The sequence below is a fragment of the Actinoplanes sp. NPDC048967 genome (genome assembly GCF_040649415.1).
GTDB lineage: Bacteria > Actinomycetota > Actinomycetes > Mycobacteriales > Micromonosporaceae > Actinoplanes.
The window spans coordinates 327258-350554 of sequence record NZ_JBEZFL010000001.1; the positions used below are offsets into that span (position 1 = coordinate 327258).

Consider the following 23297-nt stretch of genomic DNA (forward strand, 5'->3'; position numbering starts at 1 on the left):
ACTGCTGTGGATGACCTCGCGCACGCCCGGGTGCTCCGCGACCAGCTCGGGCCGACGTTCTGCCTGACCTACGTCAAGGACGCCGACGCCGCGACGGCCCTGCGCCGGCTGGGCGGATCCCCGGACACTCTCCGCGAACGCGCGCCCGCGGAGGTGACCGGGCGGCAGCAGTCCGCCGCGGCCGGATCCCCCGGGGTCGCCGTAGCCCTGGAGCTCGGCGCCTGGTCGGTGGTGATCGAGCCCGGCGGGGTTCTGGGCGCCGACCACGGCCTGCTGGAGGCGGCCTCGCGGGGCAGCGCGGCGGTCTCGGTGCTGCGCCACGACGACGCCGCCGCGCACTTCGGCTACGCGGTCGACGGCACCACGATCATCGGCTTCGACCCCGGCTACCCGGCCGAGGAGACGGTCTGGGGGGCCGACCCCGGCATGCTGCGCCACCTGATGGACGCGCTGGGCCTGCGCGCGCCGACCGACGAGTACGAGCCCACCTGGCCGGACGCCGAGGCCCGGGCGATCGTGCTGGCCCAGCGGATCACCGGCGCCCGGCTCCCGGACCAGCCCCTGTCGGCCGCGCGGATCTCGGCCGAGCTGGAACCCTGGTTCGTCACCCCGGTCACCGCCGGAGACCTGCTGCGCGCCGGCCGGCGGCTCCCGTACGCCGCCGAGCTGGTCGCCGCCGCGGAGGCCGCGGCGCCGCAGCTGCAGCGGTCCGTCGCGGTCGCGGAGGTACGCCGGCAGGCAACGGTCCTGGGCCTCGCGGACACCCCCGGCCTCCTGCCGGCCATCGCCTCCACCGGCCCCGTGACACCGGACTCCCCGCTGGGCAGGCAGGTGCGCGAGTGGCTGGCCGCCGGCCGACGGGCAGGGCGTGACTCCGCGTTCCCCTGGTTCCTCACCGCCCTGCGGGGCGTACGGGACGCGGACCCCCGCGTGGCCCTGCTCGCCGCGCTGAAGCCGTACACGTCGGGCCTGCCCGGTCTCGCGGATGAGCAGGCCCGCACCGCGGTCCTCGCCGCCCTAGCCGACCAGGCTCGGTGACCGCCCGCTCAGCCGGGCGGTGATCGCGCGCAGCGCGGCGACGGTCTCCGCGTCCCGCTCCGCGTCGTCCTCGGTCGGCCAGGCGCTGCACTTGACGATCACCACGTCGGCCGCCGGGTCGACGAACAGGTACTGCCCGTGCACGCCCAGCCCGGTGAACGCGCCACCGTCCAGCGTCCACCACTGGTTGGCGTAGCCGTAGTGGTCGTAGCCGCTCGGGCCGAGCGCCCCGATCGCCAGATGCGGAACGTCGCGGACCCCGGTGCGGGCCACCCAGTCGCGGGGGACGATCTGCTCGCCGTCCAGGACGCCGTCGTGGGCCATCAGCAGCCCGAGCCGGGCCACGTCCCGCGCGGTCGCGTTGAACGAGCCGCCGCCGATCGCCGTACGCGGGCGGGACCGGGAGAGCCAGTAGTAGGCGTCGCGGTCGGCGCCGATCCGGCTCCACAGGCGGTCGGCGGCGTACCGGGCCAGGGACCGGCCGGTGGCGGCCTCGAGCACCCAGCCGATGAGCTGCGCGTCGAGGGTGGAGTAGTTGAACCGCTCCCCCGGCGCCCCGGTGCGCCGGGCCGACCGCAGCACGTCCTCGACGCTGCCGCGGCCCAGGCAGGCCTCCTCGAAGCGCTTGATGTCCGTGCCGGGCACGTCCCACTGCTCGATGTCGCCGACGCCGCTGCTCATCGCCAGCAGGTCGGCGAGGGTGGCGGACTCGTAGGCCGTACCGGCGAAGTCGGGCCGGTAGTCGATCACCCGGTCGGTCAGGGCGCCGATCGCGCCGTCGGCCCGGGCGATGCCGACCAGCATCGAGGTCAGCGACTTGGACAGGGAGAAGAGCTGGAAGCGGGCCCGCGGGCCGGCGAAGGCACCGGGGTACGACTCGTGCACGAGCTCGCCGCGGTGCAGCACGACGAAGGCGGTGGTGAAGGTCCGGCGGTGCAGGTCGGCCAGGCTCAGCTCGGCGCCGCCGAAGGTGTACGTCACGTCGAGCGGGCGGGACCGGCCCGGCAGCTGCCGGTGCACCGGGCCCCGGGCCACCCGCTCGGTCGGCAGCAACCAGTTCATGTGGGTGAAGGTCCACTCGTTGAACGGCCGCCGCATGATCAGGTCGCCCTGGCGCTCCCACCAGGACGAACTCGGCTGAAGGTGATGCTGGTCGATGACACTGGTCATAACAGCCCCCGCTGTCCGATCGACGGTGCGTACGCGTTACGTAACGCCTCGGACATGACTACGGAGTGGATCGGCGAATCGTTCGGCCCGATCGGATGACTTTTTCCCGGCCTCTCCGGGGGCGGATCAGCGGGACAGCGGGAGCATCACCCGGGACACGCCGAGCCGGACGCCGACCTCGGTGCCGGCCGGGTAGCGCAGCGTGTGGTCGCGTTCGGTGGAGATGAGCACGAGGCCGATCCGGTGCCCGGCCGCGAACACGTGGTCCTGGGTCTGCAGGTTCCAGCTGAAGGTGTAGGTCCGGCCGGCGCGCACCGGCGTGCTGCGCGCGGCGGAGAGCCGGTTGCGCACGTCGAGCCAGCCCCGGGTGACGATCTCCGAGTCGGTGCGCGTGGTCACGTACTCCCGGCGGTTGAAGCAGCCCGGATCCTCCGGGATGCCGGGGCCGACGCAGTCCTGCACGGGCAGCGACCGCAGCCCGGCGAAGCGGTCGGCCGGACCGTAGTCGACCAGCAGCGCGGTGAGATAGGGCGACGGGCCGTCCACGTCGGCGCGGACGGTGACCTTCGGCGTGCCGGAGAGCCGGGTCTCGCGGGTCAGCGGCTCGGACAGGTAGGCCAGCCTGTTCGGGTCGGCGGCGAGCTCGTCGTCGGCCAGCTGCTCGGCGGTCCGCGCCGGATCGTCGACGAACGACTCCCGGGTGCCGAGGCCGGACGGCGCGCGGCTCAGCGTGCCGCCCGCGCCCGGGAACATGGCGGTCGGCCGGGTGCCCGGCACGGGCCAGGACCGGGCGGTACGCCAGACGGTCGGCGCGACCTCGACGTCGGCCATCGGCTCGCGCATGACGCCGGTGTCGATCCGGTAGAGCCAGTAGTCGAACCAGCGGTGCAGCGTGCTGAGCCACTCGGCGCGCCGGACGTTGAACGGGTCGGTGTGCGCGGCCTGGTGCAGCCAGATCTTGCGCGGCACGTGCCGCCTGGCGAGCGCGTCCCACCACTGCCCGGCCTGCGACGTCCGCACGTTGTCGTCGTGCAGCCCGTGCACGAGCAGCACGCTGGCGCGTACCTTGTCGACGTCGCGCAGGTAGTCCCGCTCGGCCCAGAAACGGTTGTAGTCGCCGGTGATCCGGTCCTGGTCACGTTCGATCGCGGCCATGACGTCGGCGCAGACCTCGGGATGCGCACGGGTGAGCACCGCCCTGGCGAGCACGTCGGTGTCCTCACCCTGGAACCCGCCCGGAGCCACGACCCCACCGTTGGCCCGGTAGTAGTCGTACCAGCTGGAGATGGCGGCGATGGGCACGATCGTCTCCAGCCCCCGCACCCCGGTGGCGGCGACGGCGTTGGGCAGCGTGCCGTTGTAGGACACTCCGATCATGCCGGTGCGCCCGGTCGACCACCCGGCCCGTACGGGCGCGCCGGCCTCGTCGAACGCGGCGGCCCGCCCGTTGAGCCAGTCGACGACGGCTTTCATGCCGAGCGTCTCGTTGCGCCCGCCGGAGGTGGGACACCCGTCCGACCCGCCGCTGCCGAGACTGTCGGCGAAGACGACGGCGTAACCGCGGGGCACGAAATAGTTGTCCAGGTAGCCGGCGAAGGTCACGGTCTCGGCCGCCCGGTCGGCGCCGGTCAGCCCACTGCGGCGCGCGCCGGCGCCGTCTTGGTCGATGTCGTCATGATTCGGTACGTCGTTGAGCCCGGCGTAGTACGGACTGGCCTGGAAGATGACGGGCACCCGGCGCTCGGTCCGCGGCCGGATGATCCGTACGGCGACCCGGTCGGGCTGCCCGTCGGCGTCACTGTCCACGGTGGTCTGCACCCACACCCGCTCACGCACAGCCTGGGTGTAGTCGTAGGTCGGCTCGGTGCCGGTCACGGGAGCAGCCTGCGCGGCCGACGCCCCGGCGACCACTGTGAGCAGGGCGGTGCCGGCGGCCAGGGCACGCACCAGGAATCGAACGGAACGCATCGACGCACGCCTCCGGCACTCGGAACCAGATACCGGCCCGACCCTATCGTCTTTGATCGATGCGTGGGGGAAGCACGACCCGTTCCGGACGCGTCGCCAGTTCGAGGAGAAAACGCGACGCGGAAGCTCTGGAACACACCGGCGGGAACGGCGAGCACAGAACCGGCTCATCGCCCGGCGTATCGGTCGGACACGGTGGTGAACCGCCACGATCTTCTGGCCGAACCGCCTCGTGCCGAAGCGCATGCCGGGATGCCAGAGTTCCTCAGGTGACCTACGAACACGATCAGGAAGCTCGCCGCGAGGCCGCCGACCACGCTCTGAGCGAAGCCGATCTGCGGCAGCTGGCTGCTCAGGTCGCCGCCGAAAGGACAAGGCTCGGCCAACACGGTTGGCGCGGCCAGTCGATCTCGTTCGCTCCCGCGAAGTGGGCCGAGCTGATCGACGGCATGACCGTCACCCGTGCGGGGAGGATTTCCCGCGGCGAGGTCTTCGACATCGCGGCCCGGGGATCGGTGGTCGATGTCTTCACCGCGAGCTTCGTCTGGGGCAGCGGCAAGCGCGGGTACGGCCCCACCCGCTGCCGCACCATCCTCGAGCTGGCCGGGACCGACCTCGAACGGTCACTGGGGCGCGCGGCCTCGGCGCAGGACCCGATCGCCGCCTACGCGATCCTGTACGGCGGTCACGACCCCAAGCAGCGCGCCCCGACCGGCGATGCGGCGTGGGGCCGGCTCGGCGGGTACGGCCCGGCGTTCTTCACCAAGTTCCTCTACTTCACCACGCCGGGCGCCCTGATCCTGGATCACCGGCTGGCCACCGCCGTGCACCGGCTGACGAAGATGCCGTACCTGGTCACCGCCAAGGGCCGGTCCCGCGCCTGGAGTCCGTACCGCTATGCCGTGTATCTGCACTGGATGCACCAGACCGCGCACCGGCTGGCCGTCGAGCCGGATCTGCTCGAACTGACGCTCTTCGAATCTCCGCCGCTATCGGCCGGGCCTGGCATCGACAGAGGTCAGTGACATCTGCTGCGACCGGGCGGGTGTGCTTCGCCGGGGACCGGGTCCGTCACGAGGTGGCTCGGCAGCACGGGTCGTTCGTCTCGGCCCGTGCTGCCGTCACCGCCGTGCACCGCCGGGTGATGGCGGGCTGACCGGATGGCGGCCGGTCAGTTGTCGCACGCGATCTTGTTGCCGTCGGTGTCCAGCTTCTGCCGGTCCGCGGCGGCCACCTTCAGCTTCTTGAAGCCATGCTCGGCCAGCCAGGCGCACTTGTCCGTGGTGCCCGGCGGGAACGTCCACGGGACGCACTGGGTGACCTCGCCGTAGTTGTGGTCGCAGCCGTCCACGTTCGGCCGTACGTAATGCTTCTTGGTCGGGGACGGCAGCGGCTTGAGCGGTTTCACCCCCGGCTGGCCGGCGTAGTTCTGCACGAACGGCTCGGCCACCGGCTCGGCCGGGCCGCCGGCCGGCGCGTCCGGTGACGACGGCACCGCGGGAGTGTCCGCGGCCGGCGGCACCGACGCCGCGACGGACGGTCCGGCGGCGAGGCCGGGCCAGCTGCTGTCGGTCGGCCGGGGGGCCGGCGCGGCCACCGGGGCAGCGTCCTGCTTCCCCGGCGCCGCGACCAGCCAGATCCCGGCGGCCACGACGCCGAGCACCCCGAGTACGGCCAGCGCCAGCACGCTGCGGCGGACGCGCGTCACTTGACCTGCACCCACTGGGCGACCGACGGGACGCCGTTGGTGCCGACCACGTAGAGCATGTACCAGCCGGGCGGGGCCAGGTTGGGGTTGCTCGTCAGGTTGAGGCCGATCGTGTTGCCGGTGACGGTCATCGGCAGGTCGACGTAGCGCTGGTTGGGGTCGCTGGAGTGGGTCACGGCCTCCGGGCGGATCAGCGAGGCCTTGAGGATCGGACCGTCCACGGTGATCTGCTTGGTGGTGCCGTACGGCCACTGCGCCCCGGCCATGCTGAGGATCTGCGGCCGCCCGCCCTTGAACAGGTACGGCGGGGAGTAGACCGAGACGCGCATGTCGAACGTACCGTCGCCGGGGTTGTCGCCGACGGACATGACGCGCCCGTCCGGCAGCAGGAACGCCGACGAGTGGTAGCCGCGCGGCACCGGGTCGGTGGCCATGCCCGGCGTGAACGTGTTGGTGGCCGGGTTGAACATGGACGCCTCGTACACCGGGTCGGCCCGGTTGTGCAGCGCGCCGCCGGTCTCGAAGACCTTGCCGTCGGGCAGCAGCACCGCCGAGACGTACATCTTGCCCTGCGCCGCCGTTTGCGCGACCCCGCCGGTCATCTTGCCGCTGGGCAGCAGCGGCCCGGGCTTGTAGACCGGGGTGGCCTGCTTGAGGTCGATCAGGTCGGTGAGCCGGTTGGCGTCCGGGTTGCTGTCGATGTTGCCGCCACCGATGGTCAGCACCCGCTGGTCCTGGGCCGGGGGCAGCAGCACGCTCATCGACTGGTCCCGCTCGTCCTTGCGCTGCAGGCCGGTGACGGGGGTGATGGTGTTGGCGGTGTAGTCGTAGATCGAGGAGCCGGTGCCGGGCAGGCCGTTGCCGAAGACGTGGCTGCCGGTGTAGAACAGCCGCCCGTCCTGCATCAGCACCATCGACGGGTACAGGCCCCAGAAGCTCCAGGTCTGGTTGGCCTCGTTGAGCCCGAGCCAGCGCTGCTCGCTGTTCTTGAAGTACTGCGTCGCCACGGTGCCGCCGGAGTCCTCGCCGAGGCCGCCGAGCGAGATGACGTCGCCGTTGCCCAGGACCGTGGCCGACGGGTACCAGGACCCGGCGGTCATGTCGTTGACCTTGGTGTACGCCATGGTGTCCGGGTCGAAGATGTACGAGTCCTTCAGGCCCTTGTAGCCGTGGCTGCCGTCGGCGGCCGGGTAGTCCTTGTTGCCGCCCATGATCAGCACCCGGCCGTCGGCCAGCTGGACGTGGCCGGAACAGAACAGGTCGGCCGGAGTCGGCACGTCGGCGAACGTACCGTTGCGCGGGTTGTAGACCGCGGTCTTGAAGGTGCCGGCGGCGAAGGCGGCCGGGTCGTTGCCGGAGCCGGCCACCAGCAGCACGTTGCCGTTCTTGAGCACCACGGCGTGGATGCCGCGCACCGGGGAGTTGAACGGCATGACCTGCCAGGCGCCGGCCGTGCAGGCGGGGCCCGCGCTGCACGAGGTGCCGGGCGCGGCCTGGGTGGCGTCCACCATCGCGTAGTCGTCGGTCTGCAGCACCCCGACGCCGTAGATGGTGACGCCCCAGACGATCTGGTCGGTGTTGGCCGGCACCGGCGGGGTGCGGACCGTCTTCTGCTTCCAGGCGGTGGTGGTGGTCAGCGTGGCCAGATCGGTCCAGTAGACCCAGCCCTGGGCCACGTCGTGCCGGAACATCGTCATGACCGTGTTCGGCGTGGTGGTCTTGTACCAGGTCGAGACGTCGTACTGGTGGCCCGGCGTGACGTTCGGCGCGCAGGACGGGTTCTCCAGCATCAGCGCCTTGCGGTCGCCGCTGGTGATGGCCGAGACGGTGACCTTCATGGCGTTCGCGCCGCTGTGCGGCGCGGTGTGGGTCACCTCGTACTTGTGGGTGCTGTCGCCCCAGCCGGACTGCTCCCAGCAGACCGGGAAGCCGGTGGAGTCGACGACCTCGAGGCCGGGGTTGCTCAGCAGGTTGGCCCCGGCGAAGGACTTGCCGGGCACGGCCAGGACGAGCACCAGCGTGACGATGACGACCTGGGCGATCCGGACCCGGTCACGCCGGCTCAGCAGGGGCAGGGGACGACGGTTCATGCGTTCTCCAAAGCGGTGGCCCTGGGCTTGGCCCGGTAGATGACCTTGTCGAGGATGAGGAAGCGCACGACGAAGGACGTCACGAGCGTCATCAGGTTGGCCACGAGCACCCCGACGTGCAGGCCGTCGACGAGCAGGGCCAGCAGCGGGATCCGCAGCAGCAGGTCGGCGTTGCCCATGGCGAAGAAGCGGGTGAGCCGGCCGGCCAGGCTGCGGTGCCGGCGGTTGCGGTAGAGCAGGGTGTCGGTCAGGGCGAAGTTCCAGCCGACCGCGATCATGTTGGCCAGCACGGCAGCCGCCAGGTAGTGCACTCCGGCCACGTGGGCCAGCAGCCACAGGGCGAGCTGGTTGGGCAGCAGGCCGGACACCCCGATCAGGGCGAAGGCCAGCATCCGGGTGCGTTCCGCGCCGAAGCGCAGGATGGCCAGGTGCTTGAGGAAGCGCACGCCCTCGGCCACCGTCGACTTGGACTCGCCCGCGTGCCGCTGCTGGAACGTGTACGGCACCTCGACGATGCGGCCGGGCCGGTTGCGGACCACCAGCTCCAGCAGCACCTTGTAGCCCAGCGGGCGCAGCTCGTCGACCTGCAACGAGCTGGTGCGCACCGCGAACAGCCCGCTCATCGGGTCGCTGACCTGGAGCAGTGAGTTGCGGAAGATCATCTTGGTGGCCAGCGTGGAGCCACCGGAGATGAGCTTGCGGTAGCCGTCGGACAGGCCGTCGGTGGTGCCGCCGCCCGCGTACCGGGTGCCGATCACCAGGTCGGCGCCGTCGCGCAGGCCCGCCGCGATCAGGTCCGGCACGATCTCCGGCGGGTGCTGCAGGTCGGCGTCCATGACCACGATCCAGGCGCCCCGGGCCAGCCGCATGCCCTCGACGACGGCCCCGCCGAGGCCGCCGGTGCTGTGCTCGCGGTGGTGCACGAGGACCGGGATCGGGCAGGTCCGGGCGGCGGCCCGGATCACGTCGGGGGTGTCGTCGGTGCTGTCGTCCACGAACACGATCTCGGTGTCGCTCTCCGGCAGCACCGCGACGAGCCGTTCCAGCAGGGCGGCGATGTTCTCCCGCTCGTTGAAGGTGGGGATGACGACGGTCTGCCGCAGCGCCGTCGCCACCTGCACCTCGCCGATCGCGCCCGGCATCATCCGGACCCGGCCCGACGCACGTCCTCCAGCGGTGAGTGTCATGGCTTCTCCTTGTCGATCCGGCGGATCTCGATGCGTCCGTCCTCGGGACCGAACGTCGCGATCGGCGTCGAGTTCGTGAGCAGCTTGGTCACCGTGGGCAGGGAGCCGGGGTCCTGGCGCAGGGCCGGGGTGGACACGATGTAGTCGACGTCGCGCCAGCCGTCGGGCAGGGTCCTGGCGACGGCCGTGTCGAGATCGAGCTTGTAGAACCAGATGACCTTCTCGCGCTGGAAACCGGCGTCGACGCAGTCGATCCAGAGCACGTCGTCGACCACGATGGTGGCCCGCTCCGGGTCCGGCAGCTCGTCGCGCAGGTAGGTCGCCGCGGCCACGTACTGAGCGTTGTCGTCGGTGGTCAGGGCGCGGCGGTCGCCGACGTACCAGCGGGGCAGCACCAGGGTCAGGGCCGTCGCCGCCGCCACGCCGAGGATCGCCCAGCGCCACCAGGACCGTTGCGGCTCGAGCCGCCGTACGCCCTCGTCGGTCACGCCGGCGATGACGATGGCGAAGAAGGGCAGGATCTGCACCACGTACATGGCCGGCAGGTAGCCGCCGGGGCGCAGGGCGACCACCGCCAGGATCGTCGCGGCGATCGCGGGCGCCCGCAGCCGCCGCACGGCCAGTGCGATCACCGTGGCCACGAGCCCGGCGGCCAGGATCACCGTGTCGTAGTAGAGCCACGAGGTGATCAGCGAGTGCGAGCCGGAACCCTCGTCGAAGACCGTGCCGGAGCCTGATCGCGACATGAGCTGGAACTGCCAGGCGCCGATGAGCGAGACGTGCCCCTCGCCGGGGAACAGCTCACCGCGCAGCAGGGCGTAGAGCGGGTAGAAGACGCCGACCAGCACGATGCCGCTGGTGTAACCGCCGAAGGCCCACGGCCGGGTGGACGTCTTCGCGGCGTTCTGCCACATCGCCACCAGCACCGCCGGGGCGGTGAGCAGCATCGTCTCCTTGGACAGCACCGACACCGCGGTCGCGGCCCCGGCGGCCGCGTAGTGCCACAGGTGCTTGCGTGGCGACAGGGCCAGGGCCAGCGCGGCGAGCATCCAGGCGACGGCGAAGCTGTCCAGGTAGATCTGCCGGTTCATGGTGATGGACAGCGGGGACAGCCCGAAGGTGAGCAGCGCGAGCGCGGCAGCCCAGCGGGAGAGCTCCAGCCGCCGGCTGATCACGTAGACCAGGACCAGGCTGGCCGCGACGACCGGCAGCATCGCGATCCGGCCGGCGGCCACGGCGATCAGATCGGGGAAGAGCATCGCCGGCAGCCAGGCCAGGCCGGCGAGCTGGATCCAGGCCAGCGGCGGGTGGTCGTACCAGTAGGTGTAGTGGGCCAGGCCCTGGCCGTTCTGCACCGCCCACGCCTGGGCGAGGTAGGTGCCCTCGTCGTCGGTCGCGGTCGGGAAGCCGGTGATGTTCCAGGCCATGAAGAACAGGACCACGGCCGCCAGCCCGCCGACCACGTACAGGTCGGTGCGCGAGCGCCGGACGGGCGCGGGCCGGGGCTCCGGCTGCACGGGTACGTCGGGCAGGATGATGACCTGGGTCGGCATTTCGGCGATGCTCATGCGGCGACCCCACTCTCGGCCTTGACGGGCTGCTTGGTCAGGTGCGCACCGGTGTGCGCGGTCAGTTCCCAGTTGCGCTTGCCGGTGTACTCACGCCAGACCGCCCGCAGCGCCGCCACCGCCAGCACCAGTGCGTACGGGAAGGCGCCGAGGATCAGCCGGGCGTAGTGGTGCCAGCGGGTGCGCAGGCCGTACTGGAGACCGAAGTCGCGCAGGCCGACCGTCTGGAAGACGAGGTTGGCGGCCATCGGGATGACCGGCACGAAGGTGATCAGCGCGACGAAGACCGGCAGCTGGGCCCAGATCGCGATGGCGATGCCGATCGGGATGACGATGCCCGAGAAGGCCTGCAGGAACGGCTGGGTCAGGGTGTAGCGGGCGAGCATCCGCTGGCCGAACTCCGGCAGCCGCCGCCACTCCCCCTTGCGGTAGACCTGCAGGAAGCCCTGGTTCCACCGGGTGCGCTGCTTGAGCAGCGACGTCAGCGTGCCCGGGGTCTCCTCCTTGGTCACGATCGCCGAGTCGTACGCGACCACCACCTTGGCCCCCCGGCTGGACAGCCGCACCCCCAGGTCGCAGTCCTCGGCCAGGCAGGTGCCGTCCCAGCCGTTGGCCGCGCGCAGCACGTCGGTACGCACGAAGACGGTGTTGCCGCCGAGCGGGATGAAGCCCTTGCGCGCGTGCAGGTGCAGCCGGCTGCGGAACCAGAAGAAGTACTCCAGGCAGTTGTGCAGGCTGTACCAGCTGGAGTGGAAGTTGATCAGCTGCACGCCGCCCTGGACCACGTCGGCGTCGGTGGACCGGAACGCGTGGTCCACGTGCTCCAGCAGCTGCGGGTGCACCTGGTCCTCGGCGTCGAAGACCCCGACCACGTCGCCGCGGCAGTACGGCAGCGCGGTGTTGAGCGCGCGCGGCTTGTTCTTCTGCTCGTTGGTGTCGGTCACCACGAGGATGCGCCCGGGCGCGGTGGCGGCCACGCGGTGGGCCACCTCGGCGGTCTCCGGGTCGTCGTGCCCGACGATCACGATGATCTCGAAGCCCTCGTGTGTGGACTCGAGCAGGCGCTGGACGGTGTGCTCCAGCACGGCCTGCTCGTGCCGCGCGGGCACCAGCAGGCTGAACGTCAGCCGGTGTTCCCCGTCCGGGGCGGCGAACCGGGTCGAGGCGAGCGTCTCCGGCGTGCGCCAGGCGTGCATCGTCCACCAGAGAGTCACCGCGGCGAAGCCCGCGAGCACCAACGAAACCACAATCATGACGGCGGCAGCCAAAACCCGTTGCCTTTCGGAATGTGGTGGGCCCCACCCCCACCAGCGGGCAAACAATAGCCCGCGGCACCACGGTGATTTCAAGTCACCGGACAGTTTTTTCACAGCCGCATCCGGATCGTTGCCGAAAATGGCGGGCGCGCGAAACATCGCCTTCATTAATGGCCCGGGAATGGCATGATCACGGCGCTGATTTCAAGCCCCGATCTGACATTACGGGATACGCGAGGTATCAGCCGAATCGGGCCTCGACAGCAGCCGTGCGGAGACGTCCGTCGCTGCCGGAAGGACGAAGGTACTACACCTCTCCACCGAACGGGCGACGGGGGCGGGGCCGTTTCCGGGTCCACTGAGATCCGCGTCTCGTTTGGTTGGAAGCGTTCCCACCTGCCGCTCGGCGACCGGCAGGTGGGAACGCCGGTGATGAACGCCGGATGAACGAGGGGTCAGGAATGGCTTTCCGAACCGGGGCGGATATTCATTCGCGGACAAGAACTGCCAGGTCGCAACCGGTGGGCGGACACGGCCGGGACAGGCCTTCGCGTTGTCGGTACGACCGCCCGGGGCCAACCATTGACGACGCAAATGTTTCCCGCGTGCCGCCGGCCGGAACCACGCGTTCGACGCCACCGCGTAATGGCATGATCACAGTGCGCCCAGGACGCCATTCCGGAATGCGCCGTGCCGCAACGGTCGTTAATGGAGCGACGGACGGTCAATGACACCGCGCCGCGCGTTGGCCGCGAGCGCGTCGATGATGCGGGGCCACAATGCGCGGGGCAGGTCGTGCCCCATGCCGTCGATGACGACCAGTTCGGCCCCCGGCACAGCAGCGGCGGTCGCCTCGCCACCGGTGACGGTGATCAGCGGGTCGTCGGCACCGTGCACGACCACAGTGGGTACGGTCACCCCGCGCAGCCCGGCGGTCCGGTCCGGCGAGGCGATGATCGCGGCGTACTGCCGCAGTGTGCCCAGCGGGTTGTAGGACCGGTCGTACTTGGCCTCCGCCCGGCGCAGCAGCTCTTCCTCCGCGGCGGGGAAGCCCGGCGACCCGATGATCCGGGCCGCCGACACGGCGGCGGCCACCGCGGTGGCCCGGTCGGGTGCCGGCGGCCGGCCCAGGACCGCCGCGGCCTCCGGCGTGGCCCGGCCCACCGACCTCTCCCCGGTCGTGGACATGATGGAGCAGAGGCTGGCCACCCGTTCCGGATGGTCGATCGTGAGCTGCTGGGCGATCATTCCGCCCATGGAGGCGCCGACGACGTGCACCCGCCGCAGGCCGAGGGCGTCCAGCAGCCCGGCCGCGTCCCGGGCCAGGTCCCCGAGCAGGTACGGCACCGTCGAGCGGTCCCCCGCCACGATCGCCCGCACGTCGGGCACCCCCCACTCGGGCCGGGTCGCCGACAACCCGGAGTCGCGGTTGTCGAAACGGACCACGAAGAAGCCCCGGCCGGCGAGCTGCTCGCAGAACTCCTGCGGCCAGTCGATCAGCTGCGCGCCCAGCCCCATGACCAGCAGCAGGGGCGGCGCGGCCGGGTCGCCGAGGGTCTCGTGGTAGAGCTCGATGCCGTTGGCCTGCACGTCGGGCACGGTGGGGTCCTCTCGTCGCCGCCCGGCGCGGACGCACCCGGCCCTGACGATGATGGATGAAGCGGGACCCCGCTGCTACCCGGCCACCACGGTACGCACGCCGTCGAAGTCGGGCTGGGCCACGGGCCGGCCGAAGTGGTAGCCCTGGGCCAGCCGGTAGCCGAGGCGGTGCAGTTCGGTGGCCTGTTCGGCGGTTTCGACGCCTTCGGCGACGGCGGTGAGTCCGAGGCCGTCGGCGACCTGGATGAGGGCGGTGGCGATGACGGCGTGCCGGCCGGCCATGGTGATGGTGTCGACGAAGCTCTTGTCGACTTTGAGGGTGTCGACGGGCACGGTCTGCAGCAGGCCGAGGGAGGAGTGGCCGGTGCCGAAGTCGTCGAGGGCGATGCGTACGCCGAGCTGGTGCAGGTCCTTGACGGTCTGCACGCTCTGCCCGCCGCCGAAGACGGCGGTCTCGGTCACCTCGACGATGAGGTGGTGGGCAGGCAGGCCGGTGCCGGCCAGCGTGTGGGCGACGAAGTCGGCGAAGCCGGGCTCGGCCAGCTGGCGGGCCGAGACGTTGACGCTGACCCGGCTCGGCGCGACGGCGCCGTGGGTGTGCTGCCACGTGACGGCCTGGGCGCAGGCGGTGGTGAGGATCCAGGCGCCGAGTTCGACGATGAGCCCGTTCTGCTCGGCGACGGGGATGAAGTCGGCCGGGTTGACCAGGCCACGCTCGGGGTGGTGCCAGCGGACGAGGGCTTCGACGGCGACGACGCGGGCGTCGGGCAGCGAGACGATGGGCTGGTAGACGAGGCGGAACTGGCCGGTGTCCAGCGCCGTACGCATCTCCGCCCCGAGCCGCGCCTCCGCACCGGCCTCGTCGTCGAGGCAGGGGGCGTAGCGGCGCTGCCGGTCACCGCCGGCCTTGGCCGCGTACATCGCGACGTCGGCGCGGCGCAGCAGCTCCATCGGGTCGCCGGTGCCGGCCCCGCCCGCGACGCCGACCCCGGCGCCGATCAGCAGCTCGTGCTCGCCGGCCTGCACCGGGACCCGCAGCGCAGCGCAGACCCGCTCCACGAGCGCGTCGCCCTCGGCGTCCGTGGCGTCCGGCGCCAGCACGGCGAACTCGTCGCCGCCCATCCGGGCCACCAGATCGCCCGGGCGCACACCGGCCACCAGCCGGCCGGCCACGGCGACCAGCAGCCGGTCACCGACGGTGTGGCCGAGACGATCGTTGACCGCCTTGAAGCCGGTCAGGTCCAGCATCGCCACCTGCGGGGAACCGGTCGCCAGGGCCTCGCGGACCCGCTGCTCGAACAGTCGCCGGTTGGCCAGCCCGGTCAGCTCGTCGTGCATGGCCAGCACCTCGAGCTGCGCGGCCTGGCTCTGCACCTGGGACACGAAGCCCGACATCCGCAGCAGCACGAGCAGGAACAGCAGCACGGCGCCGAGCCCGATGGCCAGCCAGCTGACCGGCCGGTGCCCGCTGCTGCCCTGCACGAAGAGCACCGCCGGGACGATCAGAGTCGCGCAGGTGAGCACCGCGAGCCGGCCCTTGCCGAAACGTTCCGCCAGCTCGCGGACCGGCGGCGCGCTCACCGACGGGTGCAGCGCCGCGCCGGCCCAGTAGACGTAGGCGACGAGGAACCCGACGTAGATCACATCATCGGCGCCCGGCACCATCGCCGGGAGCAGCGTGAAGATGGCGTTGGAGGCCAGCGTGGCCACACTGCCGATGATCAGCAGCCAGTGGCTGGGCGTCGGGTGGGCGGCCCGGGTGGCCAGCCGGGCCACCACGGCGATCATCAGCACGCTGGCGGTCGGGTAGCCGACCGTGGCGAGCCGGGCGAGCAGCGGCGTGGCCGGATCGGCCAGGATCGGGCCGATCACGAAGATCCAGTAGACCAGGCCCAGGCCGGCCGCGATGATCAGCGTGTCGACCAGGCCCGCCAGCGGGCGCTGGCGGTGGCTGCGGGCCAGGCCGTAGAGACCGGCGACGAGCGGCACGTACGCGCTGAGATAAAAGGCGTCGGCCCACGACGGGAACGGCAGCGCGGGCAGCACCAGGCCGCTCACCGAGAACGCGATGTCACCCAGCACCCACAGCACCAGGCTGGCCAGCACGACGTACCAGCAGCGGGCGGCGGCGGGCCGGTTGCGCCGGATCCCGGCGATGGTGACCAGCAGCGCCGCGAGGCCGACCACCCAGGAGATCACTCCCTGCGCGGCGTCGGAGGGCACCAGCGGATAAGCCAGGCACACGAGGGTTCCCGCGCCCATCCAGAGCGACCACCAGCGGTCGAGGCGTCCCGTCAGCACTCCCGGTCAATCGGTCGGCCCGGACCCGACCTGAGGTTCCCGGCCTTCCCGGCCTCCGGGGGCCCGCCGGGGCAGCAGTCCTGCACGCCCGGCCCCGATGCCCCGGCCGGGGATGTCAGGCCGGCGAGCGCGCGATAGTGTGCCCATCGGCGTGTCATGAGGCGTGGGGAGAGGGACCTTTGTCGAGTCAGCCCCTGCGCCCGGGCGACCCGGCCCACCTCGGCGAGTACGAGCTGCTCGGCCGCCTCGGCGCCGGCGGCATGGGCACCGTCTTCCTGGGGCGCTCGCCGCAGGGCCGGCTGGTCGCCGTCAAGGTGGTGCGCGCGGAGTTCATCCGCGACGAGGAGTTCCTCGGACGGTTCCGCAGCGAGGTCAACCGGGCCCGGCAGGTGCCGCCGTTCTGCACCGCCGAGGTGCTCGGCGCCGACCTCGACAGCGAGCCGCCGTACCTGGTGGTCGAGTACGTCGACGGGCCGGCGCTGACCGACGTCGTCCGCGAGAACGGCCCGCTCTCCCCGGCCGCCCTGCACAGCGCCGCGGTCGGCATCGCCACCGCGCTGACCGCCATTCACGGTGCCGGGGTCATCCACCGCGACCTCAAGCCGGGCAACGTGCTGTTCGCGCTGGGCGGGCTCAAGGTGATCGACTTCGGCATCGCCCGCCCGCTGGAGGCGACCAGCCAGCACACGCGTACCGATCAGATGGTCGGCACCGTCGCCTACATGGCACCGGAACGCTTCGACGAGCATCCCGGCCTGCGGCTGAGCCCGGCCGCCGACATCTTCGCCTGGGGCGCGGTGGTCGCCTTCGCGGCCACCGGCCGCACGCCCTTCCAGGGCGACTCGGCCCCGGCCACCGCGATGCGCATCCTGACCCAGCAGCCGGACCTCACCGGGCTGCCCCCGACGCTGCGCGGGATCGTCGCGCGGACCCTGGCCAAGGAGCCGGCCGACCGGCCGACCGCCCGGGAGCTGCTCGACCTGCTGCTCGCCACCGGCCAGCCGGCCGTGCCGCTGCCGGCCCGCCCGGTTCCCGACGACGTGGTCACGGCGATGGCCGTGGCCGAGCCGGGCCCGGAGCACGGCCCGGCCGGGGCGACGCCGGCCCGGTCCGGCACGGTGTTCGGCCCGGGCGGTGCGGCGCAGCCGTACGGGCCCGGCGAAGACGTCGCCACCCGCCCGCCGCGACGCCGTGGCCGGGCCGTGCTCGCCGGCCTGACGGCGTTCGCCGTGCTCGCGGGCGGGGGCCTGCTCCTGGCCCACCTGGCCGCGTCGCCGCCGGACGACCAGGTGGTGCAGCCACCGGGAGCCGGCGCCACCCCCGCCGGCCCGGGATCGTCGTCGTCGAGGGTCTCCCCCAGCCCGACACCGGCCGGCCCGGCCACCATCCTGGCCGGCGAGCGGCGCATGCTGATCCACTTCGTGGAGATCGACCGGGACCTCGCCATGCCCTATCCCGACGAGGTCGTGACCTCCGGCGGCACCGGCAAGGACTCGCTGTTCGCCCTGGTCCCGATGGGCGTCGACTACCTGATCCAGTCGCAGAAACCGACCGACGGCGAGCCGCCCTGCCTGGGCGCCAAGGTGATCCCGGGCGACTCCGCCGAGCTGGTCGCCACCGAGTGCGCGGCCACCAAGGCGACGCTGTTCACCATCTCGGAGACGGGCCGGAAGGACGACAAGGGCCGCCCGACGTACACGATCTACAACGACGCGCACGGCACACTGCAGTGGCGCACCAGGAAGCCGCAGGTCTACCTGGAGTTCCTGGGCGACGCCGAGACGGACACCACCTTCAGCTTCGTCGACCGGGGTCCGCTCTGAGGCTGTGGTCGAAGGTCTCCTCGGCGTCGAGGTGGGCGCCGTCGACCATCAGGTCGAGCAGCATCGTCCGCTTCTGCACGCCCCGGCCGAGGGAAGCGGCGGCCGCCGGCAGCTGACTCACCGGGATCGGTCGTGCAACACTTTCGCCCGCTCGAGCGTCCGGGGTGGGAAAGGGGACGCATGACTGAGGACCAAGCATTCGCGGACTTCGTCCGCCTCCGCACGGCCGCCCTCTACCGCTACGGCTACGTCCTCAGCGGTAATCACCACGATGCCGACGATCTGGTCCAGGACGCCCTGATCAGGCTGCGGAGTCACTGGGCCCGGGTGGTGCGACGCGATGATCCCACCGGCTACGTCCGTACCACGATGGCCCGCCTGCATGTCAGCGCGTGGCGCCGCAGGCGCCGCGAGTGGCTCACCTCCCACGTTCCCGACGAGGCCGTACCGGATCCGGGTCTCGACCAGGTCGACGTGGCCGGGCCCGCCGAGCGGCTCTGGACCGCCCTCGCGACGCTGCCGCCCCGCCAGCGGGCCGTCCTGGTCCTGCGGTTCTACGAGCGACTGACCGACCAGGAGATCGCCACGACGCTGGGCGTGTCCGGCGCCACCATCCGCAGCCAGGCCAAGCGGGGCCTGGACAAGCTGCGGGCCGCGGATTTCAGCGACCTGTCGGAGGCCCTGCGATGAGCGATGTCGACGTGCGCGAAGTGCTCGAGACGTATGCCGCCGCGGCACCGGCCCCGCCGCCGGATCTGCTGGCGCGGGTGGAGGCCGGTTACCGGCGGCGGCGACGTCGCCGCCGCCGGGCCGGGAGCGCGGCGGTCGTGCTGATCCTCGCGGCGGTCGCCGTGGGCGCGGTGATCGGTCCGTGGCCGGAGCGGCGCGCCGCCCCCGTTCCGACGGTCGAGCAGTCGGGACTCCGGATGCCCGCGTCGTTCGACGACGCGCCCCCGGTCGCGTCAGTGTGGCCCGGCGCCGTCGTCGAGCCGCCGGCCACCTCCCCGACCGGTCAGAAGGCCCGCGTGGTGGGGCGCCTGGACGCCGACCGCGTGCTGGTCAAGGACATGGTGTCGCTCTACTCCTACCAGGTGCGCGACAAGACGTTCCGGACGCTCGTCACCGGGTTCGGTGGCAACGACCCGGCCAACGAGGTCCTCGTCACGCCGAACTGGCTGGTCTGGCAGGTGCGCGATCACGGTGAGGAGTTCTTCTCGGTCTACCGCGCGCCGGTGACCGGCGGCGAGCGGCAGCTCGTGACCACGGTACGGACCAGCTACCTGCTCGCCCGGGACTGGTACGCCACGGACGACGCGGTGTACTGGTCCGCCCGCAGCGGCGGAGTCACCCGCGTCTCGTTGTCCGACGGCGTCACGACGAACCCGGCGGAACTGAAGCGCTTCGGCACCCACGGCACCCCGTGGGCCGAGTCGACCGGCCGCCCCGCCGGCCGGAGCAGCGGCACGGTGTCGCGAAAGCTCCGCAATCTCGTCACCGGGGAGGAGCGCACGGTCACCGCTCTGCCCGACACGGTGTCGCTGCGGTGCGCTCCGACCTTCTGCCTCGGCACGACGACGGTCCCCGAGCCGTTGACCCATAAGGCCTCCGGCTGGTTCGTCCAGCAGCTGGACGGGTCCGGGCGGCGGGCGCTGCCGACGACCTCCGACTACGGGGTGCCCCAGTTGATCGCCACCGACACCGGAGGCCGGCTGTTGATCTGGATGGACCGCGGGGACCAGATCATTCTGAACCCGGTCACGGGTCACTGGGGCAGCACGCGGCGCGGGGCCACGTCGTTTCCGAGCTGCGCCGGCTACGGCCTTCTTCCGCGCACCTTCGCCTGGGGCGGGGACAAGCCGCCGGTCAACTGCAACACCGGTCAGGGCACCCGGATGATGCTGTTCGAGGACGCGGAGTGAGGCGGGTGGGAAGTTCCACGTCCGCGTGAAAGTGGCGGCCGCCCGGTGCGCCATCAGCGATTCGCCGGGCGATCTCCGCGCAGCGTGATGGATGGTGAGTTCCCACCGTTGAAGGGAAACACCGGCGATGCAGCACCTGGACGCGCGGCGCCTCCTGGGCGTACCGGCCGCCACCGCGGTTCTCCTGCTCACCGTGGCGTCCCCGGCCCGCGCCGGGGACATCTACCGCGGCGATCCGGTGTCGGCCGCTTTCCCGGACATCGAGGTGCCCGTGGGCGGCAGCGCCGTCGACGCGCTGGGACCGAACCTCTGGTCCACGGGCCCGACGAAGCTGACCGGCGCGCGGGTCAGCTACGACCTGCGCGGGGTGACCGGCGTGCGGCTCTCACCGGGGGAAGGCGGTGGCGTGTGCACCACCCCGTCACCGACCCGGGTCGTGTGCTCGGATCCGCGCGTGCTGTCGTTCGAGGGCGAGACGATCGAGCAGTATCTGCCGGTCCAAGTGAAGGCTGCCCGGACCGCGACGGCCGGCGACACCGGGACGGTGACCATCACGTTCTCCGCCGAGGGACTGGCCCCGATCACCGGCCGCAGCAAGGTCCGCGTCGTCGGCGGCCGGGGAAGTCTGCCGGCCACCGGCCCGGCGGGCGGGGTGATCGGGCTGCTGATGCTCGGCGCCGGCGTGGTCGTGACGGCGGCCACGCGCCGCCGCGCTCCTAGGCCGACTCGCGGATGACCAGGTCGGTCGGCAGGATCACGGCCGAGTGGGCCTCGCCGTCGATGTGGGCCAGCAGCAGCCGGACCATCTCCGCGCTCTGCCGGGCCCACGGCTGCCGGATGGTGGTCAGCAGCGGCTTGGTCGTGGTGGCGATCTTGTTGTCGTCGAAGCCGCCGACCGCCACGTCCTGCGGCACCCGCTTGCCGGCCCGCTGCAGGGTGGTGATCGCGCCGGCCGCCATCAGGTCGGAGCAGACGAAGACCGCGTCCAGGTCCGGGGCCTGCTCCAGCAGGCGGGCCATCGCCGCCTCACCCGAGGCCTGGGTGTAGTCACCGGTCGCGATCAGCTCGGGGTCGCCGTGCCCGACGATCTCGCGGTAGCCGGCCAGCCGGTCGACGCCGCCGGGGGTGTCCAGCGGGCCGGTGATGATGGCGATCCGGCGGCGGCCGGCCGAGCGCAGGTATTCGGTCATCTGCCGGGCACCGTCGCGGTCGTCGGAGGCCACGTAGGTGACGTCGCGTTCCTGGCCCAGGGGCCGGCCGCAGACCACGAACGGCAGCCCGCGCTCCTTGAGCTCGGCGATCAGCGGGCTGCCGAGGTGGTTGGAGACCAGCAGCGCGCCGTCGACGTGCCCGGCGGTGACCCAGCGGCCGATCCGCTGGCGGTCCTCGCCGGTGGCGGCCACGGTCAGCAGCAGCGTGATGTCGTGCTCGGCCAGGACCTGGGTGCAACCGCGCAGCAGGTTGTTGAAATTGGGGTCCTCGAAGAGCTTGTCCTGCGGCTCGGAGAGGATGAAGGCGACCGAGCCCGAGCGCTGGGTGACCAGGCTGCGCGCGTGCTGGTTCACCACGTACCCGGTTTTGCTGATCGCGCGCTCGACCGCCGCCAGGGCCTGCCGGCTGACGTTGTGACCGCCGTTGAGCACCCGGGAGACCGTGCCGCGGGAGACGCCGGCCACCGCCGCGACGTCGTCCATCGTCGGGCGGGAGCGGAGTCGGCTGGGCTCGGTCACGGTCACATTCTCCCGCCCGGCCGCACTGTCGCGCAGCCGGGTCGGGGAGTCTTCAGTCCGGTCAAGGGTGGCGGCGGGGTGGTTGGACGGGGAGTCCCGCACGAGGTCACTAGCCTTTCACCGACCCGGAGACCAGGTCCAGGCGCCAGTAGCGTTGCAGCAGCAGGAACAGCGCGATCAACGGCACGATGGAGATCAATACCCCGATGATCACGACGCTGTAGAGGGCGGGCACGGTCTGACCCTGGTTCAGCAACGTGAACAGCCCGACGGTCACCGGGAACTTGTCGTCGTCGGAGAGCATCACGAACGGCAGCAGGAAGTTGTTCCAGATCGCCACGAACTGGAACAGGAAGACGGTGACCAGCCCGGGCAGCATCATCGGCAGGGCCACCCGGCCGAAGATCCGGCCCTCGGACGCCCCGTCGGTGCGGGCGGCCTCGAGCACGGTGTCCGGCACGGCCGCGGCGGCGTAGATCCGGGCCAGATAGATCCCGTACGGGCTGAGAATGTTCGGCAGCAGCACCGCCCAGTACGTGTCGGTCATCCCCACCTTGGCCAGCAGCAGGTATTGCGGGATGGCCAGCGTCACCCCGGGCACCAGCACCCCGGCCAGCAGGACGTTGAAGATGACACCGCGCCCGGGGAACCGGTACTTGGCCAGGGTGTAGCCGGACAGCCCGGACACGAACGCCGACAGCAGACCACCGGCCCCGGCGTACAGCAGGGAGTTGAGCATCCACTTCCAGTAGACGCCGCCTTCGGAGAGGTCGCCGAGGTTGGTGAGGAAGTCCCCGCCCGGGGCGAACGTGAAGGTGGTGAACAGCGACGAGCCGCTCTTGGTCGACGCGGCGACCACCCAGGCCACCGGCAGCAGGCAGTAGACCGCCCCGATCAGCAGCACGGCGGTCGGCAGCCAGGCGGTGGGCCGGCGGGACCGCCGGCGCGGCGCCGCCGGATCCCGGTCGTCCCGTACCGGTACGGAGGTGGCGAGCGCCGTCATCGCTCCTCGCTTCCGAAGGCCTGCCGCTGCACCAGCCGCAGGAAGCCGAACGAGACCACGAGCGTGATCCCGGCGATCAGCACCGAGCTGGCGGCGGCTGAGTAGATGTCCGTCTGCGCGAACGCGTCGCGGTAGATCTTCATGAGCGGGGTCCACGTCGAGGAGATGGAGTTGGTCAGCGAGCGCACGGTCAGCGGCTCGGTGAAGACCTGCAGGGTGGCGATCAGCGAGAAGACCGTGGTCATGATCAGCGACGGCATCAGCAGCGGGATCTTGATCCGGACGGCGAGCTGGAACTCGGTGCAGCCGTCGAGGCGGGCGGACTCGTAGATCTCCGAGGGGATGGCCCGCAGCGAGGTGAACAGCACGATCATGTTGAAGCCGACGCCACCCCAGACCGCGATGTTGACGATGGCGAAGAACACCGAGCCGCCAGTGAGCGGGTCCGGCTCGGGCAGCCCCAGCCGCACGGCCAGGTCGGTGAACGGGCTGACCGCCGGCAGGTAGAGAAAGCCCCAGAGCATGCTGGCGATCAGGCCCGGGACGGCGTACGGCAGGAAGATCGCCAGGCGCGAGAAGCGCGCCAGCCGGACCCCCGGCCGGTCCAGCAGCAGCGCGAAGAGCAGGGCCAGGCCCAGCATGACGGGCAGCAGGGTCAGACCGTAGGCCAGCACCCGGCCCGCGCTGCCCCACAGCTCCGAGTCCGACAGCGCGGTGCGGTAGTTCTCCAGCCCGGCGAAGATCTCGGTGCGCGCGTTGCGACCCAGGCCCAGGCCGCTGACCTTGACCTTGCGCAGGCTCAGGTAGACGGCGTAGCCGATCGGGACGAGCAGGAAGAGGACGAAGAGCACGATGGCCGGGGCGAGGAAGAGGTACGGCACCCCGCGGGATACCGCACCTCGCCGCCGCCGGCCGGTGACGGCCGTTGACATGACGG

At 71.6% G+C, this 23297-nt stretch carries 19 protein-coding genes; 6 read left to right on the forward strand and 13 right to left on the reverse strand.

Features of this window, described 5'->3' with window-relative positions:
• Positions 1–6 precede the first annotated feature (6 nt).
• On the forward strand, positions 7–1038 hold the full coding sequence (locus AB0C12_RS01595) for a DUF6461 domain-containing protein (RefSeq protein WP_360542986.1): 1032 nt from the start codon (positions 7–9) through the stop codon (positions 1036–1038).
• Here the strand turns inward: AB0C12_RS01595 and AB0C12_RS01600 are convergent.
• Both AB0C12_RS01600 and AB0C12_RS01605 read right to left on the reverse strand, forming a co-directional pair.
• Positions 1018–2208 (reverse strand): serine hydrolase, encoded by a 1191-nt coding sequence (locus AB0C12_RS01600; RefSeq protein WP_360542988.1) that lies wholly within the window; start codon positions 2206–2208, stop codon positions 1018–1020. The two genes, AB0C12_RS01595 and AB0C12_RS01600, sit on opposite strands and share 21 nt — an antisense overlap.
• Before the next feature lie 126 nt (positions 2209–2334).
• Complete coding sequence (locus tag AB0C12_RS01605) at positions 2335–4176, reverse strand: Xaa-Pro dipeptidyl-peptidase (RefSeq protein ID WP_360542990.1); 1842 nt, start codon at positions 4174–4176, stop codon at positions 2335–2337.
• A 269-nt stretch (positions 4177–4445) separates the two neighbouring features.
• Between AB0C12_RS01605 and AB0C12_RS01610 the strand changes: the two genes are divergently transcribed.
• Positions 4446–5201, forward strand: coding sequence for a hypothetical protein (locus tag AB0C12_RS01610; protein ID WP_360542991.1), 756 nt, complete (start codon positions 4446–4448; stop codon positions 5199–5201).
• A gap of 146 nt (positions 5202–5347) precedes the next feature.
• On the opposite strand, the gene AB0C12_RS01615 is transcribed toward AB0C12_RS01610, so the two are convergent.
• From AB0C12_RS01615 to AB0C12_RS01645, 7 genes are all read right to left on the reverse strand, one after another.
• On the reverse strand, positions 5348–5884 hold the full coding sequence (locus AB0C12_RS01615; RefSeq protein WP_360542993.1) for a hypothetical protein: 537 nt from the start codon (positions 5882–5884) through the stop codon (positions 5348–5350).
• Positions 5881–7974, reverse strand: a complete 2094-nt coding sequence (locus AB0C12_RS01620) for a galactose oxidase early set domain-containing protein (protein WP_360542995.1) — start codon at positions 7972–7974, stop codon at positions 5881–5883. The genes AB0C12_RS01615 and AB0C12_RS01620 overlap by 4 nt, the downstream gene beginning before the upstream one ends.
• Positions 7971–9161 (reverse strand): glycosyltransferase family 2 protein, encoded by a 1191-nt coding sequence (locus tag AB0C12_RS01625; RefSeq protein ID WP_360542997.1) that lies wholly within the window; start codon positions 9159–9161, stop codon positions 7971–7973. The genes AB0C12_RS01620 and AB0C12_RS01625 overlap by 4 nt, the downstream gene beginning before the upstream one ends.
• Positions 9158–10729, reverse strand: a complete 1572-nt coding sequence (locus AB0C12_RS01630; RefSeq protein WP_360542999.1) for a phospholipid carrier-dependent glycosyltransferase — start codon at positions 10727–10729, stop codon at positions 9158–9160. The genes AB0C12_RS01625 and AB0C12_RS01630 overlap by 4 nt, the downstream gene beginning before the upstream one ends.
• Positions 10726–11982 (reverse strand): glycosyltransferase, encoded by a 1257-nt coding sequence (locus AB0C12_RS01635; protein ID WP_360543001.1) that lies wholly within the window; start codon positions 11980–11982, stop codon positions 10726–10728. The genes AB0C12_RS01630 and AB0C12_RS01635 overlap by 4 nt, the downstream gene beginning before the upstream one ends.
• A 708-nt stretch (positions 11983–12690) precedes the next feature.
• Positions 12691–13584 (reverse strand): alpha/beta hydrolase, encoded by an 894-nt coding sequence (locus AB0C12_RS01640; RefSeq protein ID WP_360543003.1) that lies wholly within the window; start codon positions 13582–13584, stop codon positions 12691–12693.
• Positions 13585–13659: 75 nt separating this feature from the next.
• Complete coding sequence (locus AB0C12_RS01645; protein WP_360543005.1) at positions 13660–15885, reverse strand: EAL domain-containing protein; 2226 nt, start codon at positions 15883–15885, stop codon at positions 13660–13662.
• Positions 15886–16064: 179 nt separating this feature from the next.
• Here AB0C12_RS01645 and AB0C12_RS01650 point away from each other — a divergent pair, with 179 nt between their 5' ends.
• Positions 16065–17708: a protein kinase gene (locus AB0C12_RS01650; protein WP_360543007.1), complete on the forward strand. Its 1644-nt coding sequence runs from the start codon at positions 16065–16067 to the stop codon at positions 17706–17708.
• Here AB0C12_RS01650 and AB0C12_RS01655 read toward each other — a convergent pair.
• Positions 17680–17829, reverse strand: coding sequence for a hypothetical protein (locus AB0C12_RS01655; RefSeq protein ID WP_360543009.1), 150 nt, complete (start codon positions 17827–17829; stop codon positions 17680–17682). The genes AB0C12_RS01650 and AB0C12_RS01655 overlap by 29 nt on opposite strands.
• A 59-nt stretch (positions 17830–17888) precedes the next feature.
• Between AB0C12_RS01655 and AB0C12_RS01660 the strand changes: the two genes are divergently transcribed.
• The 3 genes from AB0C12_RS01660 to AB0C12_RS01670 all read left to right on the forward strand — a co-directional run bounded on the left by AB0C12_RS01660 (position 17889) and on the right by AB0C12_RS01670 (position 20363).
• On the forward strand, positions 17889–18398 hold the full coding sequence (locus tag AB0C12_RS01660) for a SigE family RNA polymerase sigma factor (RefSeq protein ID WP_360543011.1): 510 nt from the start codon (positions 17889–17891) through the stop codon (positions 18396–18398).
• Positions 18395–19627: a hypothetical protein gene (locus AB0C12_RS01665; RefSeq protein WP_360543013.1), complete on the forward strand. Its 1233-nt coding sequence runs from the start codon at positions 18395–18397 to the stop codon at positions 19625–19627. The genes AB0C12_RS01660 and AB0C12_RS01665 overlap by 4 nt, the downstream gene beginning before the upstream one ends.
• A 127-nt stretch (positions 19628–19754) precedes the next feature.
• Complete coding sequence (locus tag AB0C12_RS01670; protein ID WP_360543015.1) at positions 19755–20363, forward strand: hypothetical protein; 609 nt, start codon at positions 19755–19757, stop codon at positions 20361–20363.
• On the opposite strand, the gene AB0C12_RS01675 is transcribed toward AB0C12_RS01670, so the two are convergent.
• From AB0C12_RS01675 to AB0C12_RS01685, 3 genes are all read right to left on the reverse strand, one after another.
• Positions 20344–21357, reverse strand: coding sequence for a LacI family DNA-binding transcriptional regulator (locus AB0C12_RS01675; protein WP_360543017.1), 1014 nt, complete (start codon positions 21355–21357; stop codon positions 20344–20346). The two genes, AB0C12_RS01670 and AB0C12_RS01675, sit on opposite strands and share 20 nt — an antisense overlap.
• A gap of 109 nt (positions 21358–21466) precedes the next feature.
• Entirely contained in the window at positions 21467–22360 is an 894-nt protein-coding gene (locus AB0C12_RS01680; protein WP_360543019.1) for a carbohydrate ABC transporter permease, read from the reverse strand.
• Positions 22357–23292, reverse strand: coding sequence for a sugar ABC transporter permease (locus tag AB0C12_RS01685; RefSeq protein WP_360543021.1), 936 nt, complete (start codon positions 23290–23292; stop codon positions 22357–22359). Before AB0C12_RS01685 ends, AB0C12_RS01680 begins: the two co-directional genes overlap by 4 nt.
• Positions 23293–23297 lie beyond the last annotated feature (5 nt).

Excerpts from the sequence above, each read along its gene's own strand:
- AB0C12_RS01600 (WP_360542988.1), bottom strand. The coding sequence starts at position 2,208 with ATGACCAGTGTCATCGACCAGCATCACCTTCAGCCGAGTTCGTCCTGG.
- AB0C12_RS01685 (WP_360543021.1), bottom strand. The coding sequence starts at position 23,292 with ATGTCAACGGCCGTCACCGGCCGGCGGCGGCGAGGTGCGGTATCCCGC.
- AB0C12_RS01665 (WP_360543013.1), top strand. The coding sequence starts at position 18,395 with ATGAGCGATGTCGACGTGCGCGAAGTGCTCGAGACGTATGCCGCCGCG.
- AB0C12_RS01680 (WP_360543019.1), bottom strand. The coding sequence starts at position 22,360 with ATGACGGCGCTCGCCACCTCCGTACCGGTACGGGACGACCGGGATCCG.
- AB0C12_RS01630 (WP_360542999.1), bottom strand. The coding sequence starts at position 10,729 with ATGAGCATCGCCGAAATGCCGACCCAGGTCATCATCCTGCCCGACGTA.
- AB0C12_RS01660 (WP_360543011.1), top strand. The coding sequence starts at position 17,889 with ATGACTGAGGACCAAGCATTCGCGGACTTCGTCCGCCTCCGCACGGCC.
- AB0C12_RS01635 (WP_360543001.1), bottom strand. The coding sequence starts at position 11,982 with ATGATTGTGGTTTCGTTGGTGCTCGCGGGCTTCGCCGCGGTGACTCTC.
- AB0C12_RS01625 (WP_360542997.1), bottom strand. The coding sequence starts at position 9,161 with ATGACACTCACCGCTGGAGGACGTGCGTCGGGCCGGGTCCGGATGATG.
- AB0C12_RS01670 (WP_360543015.1), top strand. The coding sequence starts at position 19,755 with ATGCAGCACCTGGACGCGCGGCGCCTCCTGGGCGTACCGGCCGCCACC.
- AB0C12_RS01605 (WP_360542990.1), bottom strand. The coding sequence starts at position 4,176 with ATGCGTTCCGTTCGATTCCTGGTGCGTGCCCTGGCCGCCGGCACCGCC.
- AB0C12_RS01620 (WP_360542995.1), bottom strand. The coding sequence starts at position 7,974 with ATGAACCGTCGTCCCCTGCCCCTGCTGAGCCGGCGTGACCGGGTCCGG.